Here is a 10,448-nt window from a genome sequence, read left to right on the forward strand (position 1 = left end):
GATAATTTCTTTCCTGAACTACTTGCTTATTCCGGAAAGTGACAAAAGAGGGATATGAGTAAAGTTCATCATGTCTGCTATGGCTTGCAGGTATGCATAGTTCTCTATCTTGCTGTCCTTGAGGATTGTTATTCAAATAATCCTGCACCCAATTACAGCCGTAGTCTAGTAATCCATCTAACTCTAGATTCAGCCTTAAGTCCCACAAAATTACACTCTTGTCCATACTGGCTGAGGCCAGCATAGTACCGTCAGAATTAAAATCCAGTTTCTTAATCCCAGCTTTATGTCCATACAATGTTTTTAGCAGCGTACCTTCTCGGTTCCAAAACTTAATAGTTCCGTCAAAATCTGCTGAGGCAAGGGTTTGCCCATCTGGACTGAAACTAACTGTTAAAACTACATTCTTTTGATCCAAGGTTTTAAATTCTGTGCCGTCTGAATTCCAAAGTTTAATAGTCTTATCTGCACTGCTTGAAGCAATGATTTGATTATAAGGACTGAAACAAACTGCAATCACTTGCTGTGTGTGCCCCTCTAAGCTTTTCAAGAAAGTTCCATCTCGCTTCCAAAGCTTGATCACTTTATCTTCACCTGCTGAAGCAATGATTTCACCATCAGGGCTGATACTGATATCGAAAATTCTACCCTGATGTCCTGGAAAAGATTTTATCAACTCACCTTGTGATGTCCACAGTTCAATTAATCCCGTAATATCCCCAAGCGCAAACCATTGGCTGTCAGGGCTAAAGCTGACTCCTAGAACTTCTTTTAATTCTGTCTCTCCTGTATGCCCTTTCAATAACTGGGAAGGACAAGAACCATCTGCTGTGGTTAGTCTATCTGCTTTTGTCAATACAACTGTTCTATCTCCAGCAACTGACACAATCAACTTACCATCTGGGCTAAAAACCAAGTTAGTTATTGCTCCATACTGCTGCCATTGGTCAGTCTTTAACCAAGTGCCATCCTGCTGCCACACTTGGACAGAGCCATGTCCACTGGTGGTGATAATTGTCTGGCCATCTGGGCTAAAGCGAGCAGCATAAACTACATCAGTATGATTGTCCAGAATTTTTAGGGATGTACCCCTGAGTTTCCAGAGTTTGACTGCACCATCATCACTGCCTGAAGCGAGAATCTGACCATCTGAACTGAACTGAAGCACACGCACTGCGGCTTTGTGTCCTGTTAGAGTTTTCAGCAATGTTCCATCCTGGCGCCATAGTTTAATTGTTGTATCTTGTCCACCTGAGGCGATGGTTTTACCATCCGGGCTAATGCTAACGCTCCACACTGCATCTCTATGTCCCTCATAAGCAGGGCTGAGTAGATCGCCGTTTATATTCCAAAGCCTGACTTTACTGTCTCCACTAGCTGTAACAACCATCTGACTATCAGAACTGAATGCGATCGCATTTACTGAGGCATTGTGTCCTGGAAGTATCCTGCATGTACCATCCGTGATACACCAGAGTTTTGCTTCATACTCCCAGCTACAGGTTGCTAGAAACTGACTATCAGGACTAAAGCAAATCTGCATAAGCTGGTTATTATGCGCTGGCAAAATTTGTTGAGTCCCATCTAGGTGTAATAAGATAACTGTTCCCTTTGCCATACCCATTTGCTCACCACTCAGAGCAATGAGTTGCCCATCAGGGCTGGGAATCGCTATGGAAAGCGGATATTGATTCTGCCAAAATTCTAGCGGCTTACCATTTAATTGCCATAGCACTGTTCCGTCTTGTGTTCCATTTTGAAATTCCGTTAACATCAATTGTTCATTAGGACTATAGTCTATCAATTGCCATGCCACTGTTCCGTCTTCAAATTTCTTTGGCATTGCTAGTTTGACTGGACTGAAAGCTACTTTCATCACCCTGCCAATTTGCAGACAGTTGTATTCCTGAATTCTGGCGAGATTTTGTAGCAGGGCAACTGTAATATCGCGAGTCAGGCTGTCTTGTTCTGACCACTGTGTACCTTTGAGTTGCTTGAGTTGCTGAAATTTCCTACCAGCTTTCAAGCCAGAGATTAATGCTCCAAGTTGATTATCATTAAATCGGGCTTCAGAAAGTGCTGTCAAGGCTTCGATTTGGCCTTTCATTGCTTCATCTCGTTGTCTTTGAGCTTCTGCCAATTCTCTAAGGCGTTGTGTTTTACTCTCGTTAATAAACTTTGTCTCTAAATCATTGAAGCAATTATCATTAGATGCAAGTACTCTCTCTAACTGAGGTAATCGCTCTGCTTCCCTTGACCAAAGACCACCAGTGCCTTTACCTTCATCCCAGTCTTTGGCAGCAGGAGTTAAACGTTGCCGTAATACTAAATACTCTTGCTCTTGTTGAAGCCAATTTTGTAACTTGTTCCATCCTCGCACTAGGAAATCGTGAGCAGGCTCGACGTAAGGCTCTCCTGTCTCTTGTCCTTTCACCAACAGACGAGCTTTGACCAGACGATCGCTCACCAGCCGCACACGCTCATTTTCTTCTGGATCTAAATACACCAACTCCGACTCTGGGACTCGTCGCCGTGCGACTCCACCCCCCTCAATTGTCACCATCCGGAGCATCACCCGTCGCATTGTCGCTTGGTATGCTTTGCCTGATGCTTCACCAAAATCTCTAACAAGATTGTCATACTCTTCTGTTGCTCTACGAGTCAGCGCACCTGCTACTCCGCCAAGTTCTTCATAGTCTTGGATTCCCAAAGCGCGATCGCTACTGTTTGGGTCTTCTCTCCATCGCTTTGTAAGCTTAATGTAAAGTTCACTCAACGTAAACGAGAGCAATGGCAAGGCTCCGGGCATCTGCCCGACTTCATCAATCAATTTGCCCACCAACTCTTGTGGTTCAAAGTATAAAGCTTGTTTGAGAGCTGGCCCTTCTATTGCATCCGTCAACTCATTCGAGTTCATCGCCCGTACCGGAAACCGCCCATCCTTCCAGTACGACTTCAACGGTGAATCCAGAAAACGGGGTTCAAAGTCAGAACGCAGGGTCAGCACTACACGCCACTGATGGGGACAAGCAGCGATCGCTCCTCGCAACATTTCCAGGAACGGCTGGCACTGTTTTGGCTGAGTGGTGTGACCACCTCCAGTTCGATCGCTCTCCCGGCTATCCTCATGACTCGCCGTAATTAGCTCTTCAAACTGATCAATTACCAACAAAAGTTTGATATTTGGATGATTCTGGCTCCATGTTTCGATGGCAGTGATGAGATACTGAGGATTATGCTGGAGATGCCCAAGCAAGGAATTGAGTGTAGCCAAAATCTCTTCATACAGACGGACTAATAATTGCTGTTGTCCTGGAGGACACAGAGTTTTTAACTGGGTAAGATAATCCTCAATCAGCAGCAACTTTGCTTCTGGTGTTGCACTACACCAAGATTGTGCAACTTTAATCAAAGTCTCATTAATTTGTAAAGTGCGATCGCTCTCTGGCTTGGCTTGAGCAGTGCTACCCAAATCCCCATCTGCTTGTGTCCTAGATTCAAGAATTTGCTTGAGTGCCTCATCCAAAAAACTCACTTGAGACAATTGCTCAAGGAGGCTGGCATTTACGACGGGCAGAAGTACCCTTGCCAACGATTTAAAAGGCAACTCACCAGGTCGCATCGGGTCAAGAATATACCATTGGTTTGGCTGCTTGTCTCGTAGATAAGGAATTAATCCGGCTTTGACTAAACTTGACTTACCTGAGCCTGAAACTCCCAGTACTACTGCCAGGGGCTGATTAGGCACCAAGAGACGTTTTACTAGTTCCTCAATCAGAACTTGCCTACCAAAGAAGAACTGTGCATGTTTCTCATCAAATGATTTTAAGCCGCGATAAGGATTATTGTTTTCATCCAGGGGAGGTGCAGGCTTGAGTTGGTCGCGTGTAAATTCTGGTTTGGTGAAAATAAATTCACCCCTATCATACTCTCGTCGTAGCGGATAGAGTCCAGGGTTTTGCCGTTCTTTGGATAATTCACTGACTCGTTGCTCTAAATAGAGATACAGTTCATGGGCAGTAATTACACCATCGGGAATCAAATCTGCACGATTGTTCTGTAATCCCTCAATCAGCGCCAGAGCAAAGGGGGAGTGTGAGGAATTGGTCACAGTTCCGCGTTTATCTTCTGCCAAGACAACATTATCGAGGGCTATATCCATTGCTTCCTGGTCATGGGCAGAGGAGGTGATAACTTGCCAAGCGGGAAAGCGAATAAAGCGATCGTAGTGTTCTCTACGAACGGTTTCTAGAATGGGAATCAGTTTTCTAGTGCCTGCCCATTGAAACGTCCCTGCAAAACAACAATCCAAAATTACCAGCAAGTGATGGCAAGGCAGTTGGCTTAGCTGTTCATACACATATTGCATGGATAGAAAAGAATCTGCTTTGTTCAGGTCGGCATTCTGTGGCACCAAATATCCTGCTGGTCCATCTTTGCTGTTACGAGGAATTCCATGTCCTGCATAGTAGAAAATTAGGCGATCGCCACTTGTTGGCTTGAGTTGATTGGGTATGGTTTTAGAAAGTAGGTCTTCGAGCCCTGTCAGCGTTGCTTTGTCGTCAAATAGTCGAATGATATCTGTTTGTTTGTACGCATACTCTTTCTCTAGAATGTCAGCAATGGCACTAGCATCACCAACTGCTGTTTTCAGATCGTGAATGCCATTACTGTTATAGCTATTAATACCGATGACTACTGCTAAGTTGCGATCGAAGTTCGTCGTATTTTCTTCCCACTGCATTCGTGTGAGTCCTTAGTTTATTTGATTTTTTGCCTTCACCAGCACTCTAATGACTTGATTGTAACTACTTACAGCAAATGTTTGATTTCATTGATAGAAATAATTTACAAACAAAACCAGAAATGTCTATATTAATTTTAAAGATGAGATCTCGAAAAATCCCCCGTGGTTGCATCTTTTCTGATTCTTGCTATCGATAAAAGTTATAGGCAACAATATCGTTGCGATGGTTGTGAGTTTGAATGAGGTGAGCAGCGATCGCGCTTTTTGTCACCCCATAAAGCCTTTAATGAGCCGTTTGATGTCATTCGTCAAAGGCTATTGCAACTAAGCAATATGAGTCTGATGAAATCATCATATATCTTGTATCGGACTTTATATTGAGATTGAGTCACTCAATCCTTTAGCAATTGCATCAGCCATACTTGACGGATTGTAAAGTTCCATATCGATTTTGGAATCACAAAAACAGCACTCTATAAGAATACTTGGCATTTCGGTATTTTTTAAAACATAGAGGTTAGAACCATCTTTTACTCCTCGATCTGAAAATCCCAAGTTAACGATATTTTTTAGTACTAAGTTTGCAGCTTTTTTCCCTAAAGTACCATGACTAAATGCTTCAGAACCACTAGCTTGTCCATTGAAACAATTAAAATGAATTGAAGCCAATAGTTCAACTTTTTGAGAATTAGCTCTTTCCACTCTTTGTTTGAGAGATTCTATTACACTTGAGGCTGAACTTGGAGTACAATTTACTACTTGATGTCCTAATATAGTTAATTTTTCTATAACTAATATTCCAACTTCTTTTGTTAGATCATCTTCCTGACGAATCCCAGTAGAACCTATATCAGGCGGGCAGTTATGTCCTATATCAATACCAAATTTCATTGAATTAATATTCTCCTAATTTAGAAAAAGTCATGAAAGTTTAAGTTTGAGGCCTTGATGAATAATCTTTAATAAATAAACTAGGAAATTTGAATAATTTTTATTCAATTAACCAGATGTGTTGCCTCTAGGCGCAGGAAATTTACTCGCCCTGAAACCTCTCCTGCGACGATAGTAACTCCATCTGAAGCTACGGCACAGGATAGAAGTGAACCATCGCTACCCCAATTAGCAATGGCTGAGCGACTTTGCAGATCCCAGACTTTCAAAGTTCGGTCATTTGAGGTAGAAATAGCCAACCGCCCTTGCAATGCTACTGATACTGCCAAGACTGGGTTATTATGTCCTTCTAACGTGTACGTAGCTGTCCCATGCTGCAAGTCCCAGACTTTTAAAGTGCAGTCTCCAGAAGCAGAGATAGCCAGCTGTCCGTGTGGCGTTACAGTAACCGCCCAAACGCGATCGCTATGCCCTTCTAAAGTATGTATAATAGTTCCAGATTCCAAATCCCAAATTTTTAAGGTGCGATCGGCTGAAGCCGAAATTACTCGCTTTCCATCCGGAGTTACAGTTACTGCTCTAACCCAGTCAGTATGACCTTCTAAAGTATGTATAACAGTTCCAGATTCTAAATCCCAAATTTTTAGGGTGCGATCGGCTGAAGCTGAAATTACCCGCTTTCCATCCGGTGTCACAGCTACTGCTCTGATGAAGTTAGCATGTCCCTCCAAAGTACTTAGAGAAGTTTGATTTTCTAAGTCCCAGACTTTCAAAGAGCAGTCATCTGAACCTGATACTATCCAAGAAGTCCCTGGAATAACAGCTACTGCTCTTACACCTTTGCTATGACCTTTTAAGGTATGTAGATAACTTCCATCTTGTAAGTTCCAAACTCTCAAAGTGCGGTCATCGGAAGCGGAAATAGCTAAACGTTGGTCAGGTGTTATTGCCACTGCCCAAACTCGCTCAATATGACTTTCACAGATGTTTAGAGAAGTTTTATTTTCGATATCCCAAACTTTCAAAGTTTGGTCGTCTGAAGCAGAAATAATGTGTCTTTTTTTCGGATTGATAGCTACTGCTCTAACTGCGTTAGTATGACCTTCTAGAGTACGTAAGGCTATCCTAGTTTCTAAATCCCAAACTTTTAATTTTCGGTCATCTGAGGCAGAGACGATTTGCTGTCCACCAGGTAGTACAGCTACTCCTCTAACCCAGTCAGTATGACCTTCTAGACTGTGTAAAGCTGTTCCGCTTTCTAAATTCCACACTCTCAAAAACTGGTCAGCTGAAGCAGAGATGACTAGCTTCTTGTTTGGGGTATTAGCTACTGCTACTCCAAAGACACGCTTTGTATGACCTTTCAAAGTGTGTAAAATTTCTCCACTCTTTAAATCCCAAACTTTCAATGTACAGTCGTCTGATGCCGAAACCAATTGCTTTCCGTCTTGGGTAATTGCTACTGCTCTAACTACATCGGCATGACCTTCTAGAGTATTCAGAACTGTTCCGCTATTTAAGTCCCAAACTTTTAAAGTATGGTCATCTGATGCCGAAATTACGCGATCGCCATTTGGAGTAACTGCTACTGCCCAAACTGCACCACTGTGACTTTTCAAAGTTTGCAAAGTTTTTCCACTCTCTAGATCCCAAACTTTGAGGGTGCGATCAGCGGAAGCAGAAATTATTTGCTGTCCGTTAGGAGCGATCGCTACTGCCAAAATTGCACCATTATGACCTTCGAGAGTTTTTAATACTTGTCCGCTATTTAAATTCCAAATTTTTAGGGTAGAATCCGCTGAAGCTGAAACTGCTTGCTCTCCATTCGGAGTAATTGTTACTGCTAAAATGCCAGCAGTATGACCTGCCAACGTTTTTAGCAACGAACCTCCAGGTTGGCTCAAACTTGTTACTAAAGGACGCAGCCAAAGAACAGCTTTTTTAGGTTGAGCATGAGCCAGCATTACTTGAATTTCAGATATCTGCTGAGATAACAAGCGACCTAGCAATTGCCCTGCTAGTTGTGTCTTATCCTGAGCCAGAATATGGGCTGACAGACGGATAGCACTCTGCACTAAACACAAATCTGGAGCATTAGATAAAAAATCAAAATCTGTAATTAGGGCATTCACATCCGTAGCATCTAATTTTGCTTGCAGCCAGTCAAAGTTAAATAACAGCGCACGTAGTTCAGAATTCCTGTTAGCTGCATTGAGATGATAAGCGATATGATGCCAAAGATAGCGATCGCCAGTAGGTTTATCGTGCCAAAATTCCCCATCTGCCATATAGTAGTTGACGATGCGTTGATGTTGCTCTTTCGCCTCGCACCAAAAGTCTATATTGCGCTCTTCATTTAGCAAGTAATCACGTAGCGATTTGTGGAACAGAGTAAAAATTTCATGCCCATACTGATTATTATTAAAGTCAAGGAATTGACGCAAAACCCCTAAATTCTGTCGAATTTTGCCTTGCCCAATTCCAGTAAAGTCAGCTAACTGTACTTCGGTGATTGGTTCCTGGGCTACTGCTAATACTCCTAAAATGGGCTGGTAGCGATCTTCCCACTCAGTAACCGTGAAGCGGTTAAGGAAACCGTGATAGATTTCGTCGAGGCTTCGAGGTAATGCTGACAGATCATCAAGAAGCTGTCGTCCAGCTTCTATGTCGTTGATTAGAATTTTGGTATAGAGGAAGTTACCAGTTGAAAGTTCAGTCAGGTGGTTGACAAAAGTTGGCAATTCAACATTGGCTGATTGAAGTCGCGCCTGCATCTTCTCCTTACTTACCCGATTTTCAATGTACTTACGGATGTCGTTCAGGTTCATCTGCGATTCTGCGGCTAAAGTATAAGGCTGCATATGAGCTAAGTAGCGCAGTACCCGCCGCTCTGGTCGAGTGGTGAACAAAAAGCGCACCCACTGGGGTAGGTCATTCGCCTCAGCTAGTAGCGTGACTAGGTTATTATCGCCTTTGAAGGTTACGGCTTCATCGAGGGAGTCGATTAGCAGCAAGACAGGTTTTACAGGTTGATTGGGTAGAGCCGCAAGCGATCGCCGCAGCACCACATTCAAAGCCTCCTGTGGATTCTGAGTATGCAGGTTATTGATGACAACACCCCTGACTTGACTATCTTTGATGGTTTCGATTGTAATTTCTACATTCACTGAAAGTCTCAGCGGCTTGATGGTATTCGCTAAGGCTTCAGCGTAGTCTGGGAAGTAGTCGATTAGCTGCGCTGCCAGAGATAGCAGCACATTGTTCGGTTCAATGGTGCCACTGCGTCCAGCAATACAGAAGTGATAAGCGGCAATGTCTTGACGGATCTGTGTGAGACGAGCAGCGATCGCACTTTTTCCCACTCCCGGTTCTCCAGTCAAAATGAAGAATCTTTCATTTTCCTGCTGCAACCATCGGTCAATTTCCTCAAAAATCCACTCACGGCCTGTAAAGTTTTCGGTGAGCCTTTCGATATCACGCTCAAAGGCGATCGCTTTTAATTGGGTTGTAACAATTTCAGTCATCGTTTTTGGCTAGATGATGGTTGTGGTTGTTTTAGAGAGGAATGGCGATCGGCCTTGTCGCATTTCTGAAGCAGTATTCTTGCCAGGAGAAAGTTTGCTCATTAATAGAGGGGCTGCTAATATTGCTTTGGCTCCAAACATAATTTAGTTATTTCCAAGTTTTAATAGACTAATTATCATGGCCACCAACGTCCAACATCTTGAATGGCAAGAGTCACGGCTTTAGCTGCTTCTTTTCCACCAAGCGTGGTAATAACTTTTACAAAAGGGTGGAGAAACATAAGAAAATTGGGGCGAGGGCGATTAATTGAGCTTTTGAGGATATAGCACCAAAGTGTATAAAGTTCAGTCGAAGGTAATAGAGCAAATTGGGGAGCTATAGTCTCGAAGTAAAAGATTTCGCTAAAAGTGTCATCAGGAGACTTCATCACATAACTAACATACTCCTGTAAGGCTGTAACTCTAATAATCTGAGGAAGATGCTTAACTGGATTAACTAAAATGTCTATGAGTTCTGAATCACTTTTTGAGTTCAATACTTTTTGTAGAGCCTCATGTTTCATGGCAGTTGGCATAAAGCGCTCAAGCTCTTCTAAAGTTCTCGCACGAGCCTTATATTCATCAAAGAACGGAGCTATACTTACAAAAGTCCCAGCATAGGTTTTGAGTGTTGTTTGGACTAAGGAACTAAGTAAGGAGTTTGCAAGTGAATGCACTAAAATTCCTCGTCGTTTCTCATCCCCAATTGCTAAAGCATCTTTCAAAGCATTTTTCAAAGTCTGGTGTTTTAATGGTTCTGGTAAACTGGAGGCGATTTCTTCGAGAACCTGAGAACGTACTTGTTTATCTTTGATATTTCCTGCAATTCTCAAAGCTTCTTGTTGCAACTCTTTAGAGAAGCGAGGCATCAAATATTGTAGTCCTTCAGCACGCCATTTTTCTTCTTTAATCTCTTCAATTGCTTTTAATAGCTTTAGCTTAGATGACTCAGGAATATAAGACAAAAGTGGATATAGTAGATTTAAGCGATTGACTCCATCTTTAATTGAAAATGCAGCATTGAGTATTTGCTGATTTGCTGATTCAGATAAAGTTGGAATCAGCTTTCTCAATAGGTTTACACAGTCTTTTTCATCAGTTAGCTTTAGCGCCAGCTTCAATACATCTAATAAGATTTGCTGTTTTTGAGATTCTAATATGTGTGGCAAAATTACGTATAGCAACCACATACGCTCATGCTCATTGCGATATTTTAGTGCAGACTGTAAAACTTGCTGTTTTTGAGC

The 10,448-nt window shown here is 42.5% G+C and carries 5 protein-coding genes; all 5 read right to left on the minus strand.

The genetic code is table 11. The annotated features are described in order from the left end of the window. Nucleotides 1–4,744 (minus strand): caspase family protein (locus tag ACM0OY_RS38155; protein WP_414573914.1); only part of this gene is annotated, 4,744 nt, incomplete at its 3' end. Between the two features lie 375 nt (nucleotides 4,745–5,119). Then, complete coding sequence (locus tag ACM0OY_RS38160) at nucleotides 5,120–5,638, minus strand: N-acetylmuramoyl-L-alanine amidase (RefSeq protein ID WP_414573915.1); 519 nt, start codon at nucleotides 5,636–5,638, stop codon at nucleotides 5,120–5,122. Nucleotides 5,639–5,742: 104 nt separating this feature from the next. Further along, nucleotides 5,743–9,162 (minus strand): AAA family ATPase, encoded by a 3,420-nt coding sequence (locus tag ACM0OY_RS38165; protein ID WP_414573916.1) that lies wholly within the window; start codon nucleotides 9,160–9,162, stop codon nucleotides 5,743–5,745. Between the two features lie 9 nt (nucleotides 9,163–9,171). Further along, nucleotides 9,172–9,303 (minus strand): hypothetical protein, encoded by a 132-nt coding sequence (locus ACM0OY_RS38170; protein WP_414573917.1) that lies wholly within the window; start codon nucleotides 9,301–9,303, stop codon nucleotides 9,172–9,174. A gap of 35 nt (nucleotides 9,304–9,338) precedes the next feature. Continuing rightward, nucleotides 9,339–10,448 (minus strand): hypothetical protein (locus tag ACM0OY_RS38175; protein ID WP_414573918.1); only part of this gene is annotated, 1,110 nt, incomplete at its 5' end.

The sequence above is a fragment of the Nostoc sp. CCY 9925 genome, assembly GCF_963920935.1.
GTDB lineage: Bacteria > Cyanobacteriota > Cyanobacteriia > Cyanobacteriales > Nostocaceae > Nostoc.

Excerpts from the sequence above, each read along its gene's own strand:
- ACM0OY_RS38160 (WP_414573915.1), bottom strand. The coding sequence starts at position 5,638 with ATGAAATTTGGTATTGATATAGGACATAACTGCCCGCCTGATATAGGT.
- ACM0OY_RS38165 (WP_414573916.1), bottom strand. The coding sequence starts at position 9,162 with ATGACTGAAATTGTTACAACCCAATTAAAAGCGATCGCCTTTGAGCGT.
- ACM0OY_RS38170 (WP_414573917.1), bottom strand. The coding sequence starts at position 9,303 with ATGTTTGGAGCCAAAGCAATATTAGCAGCCCCTCTATTAATGAGCAAA.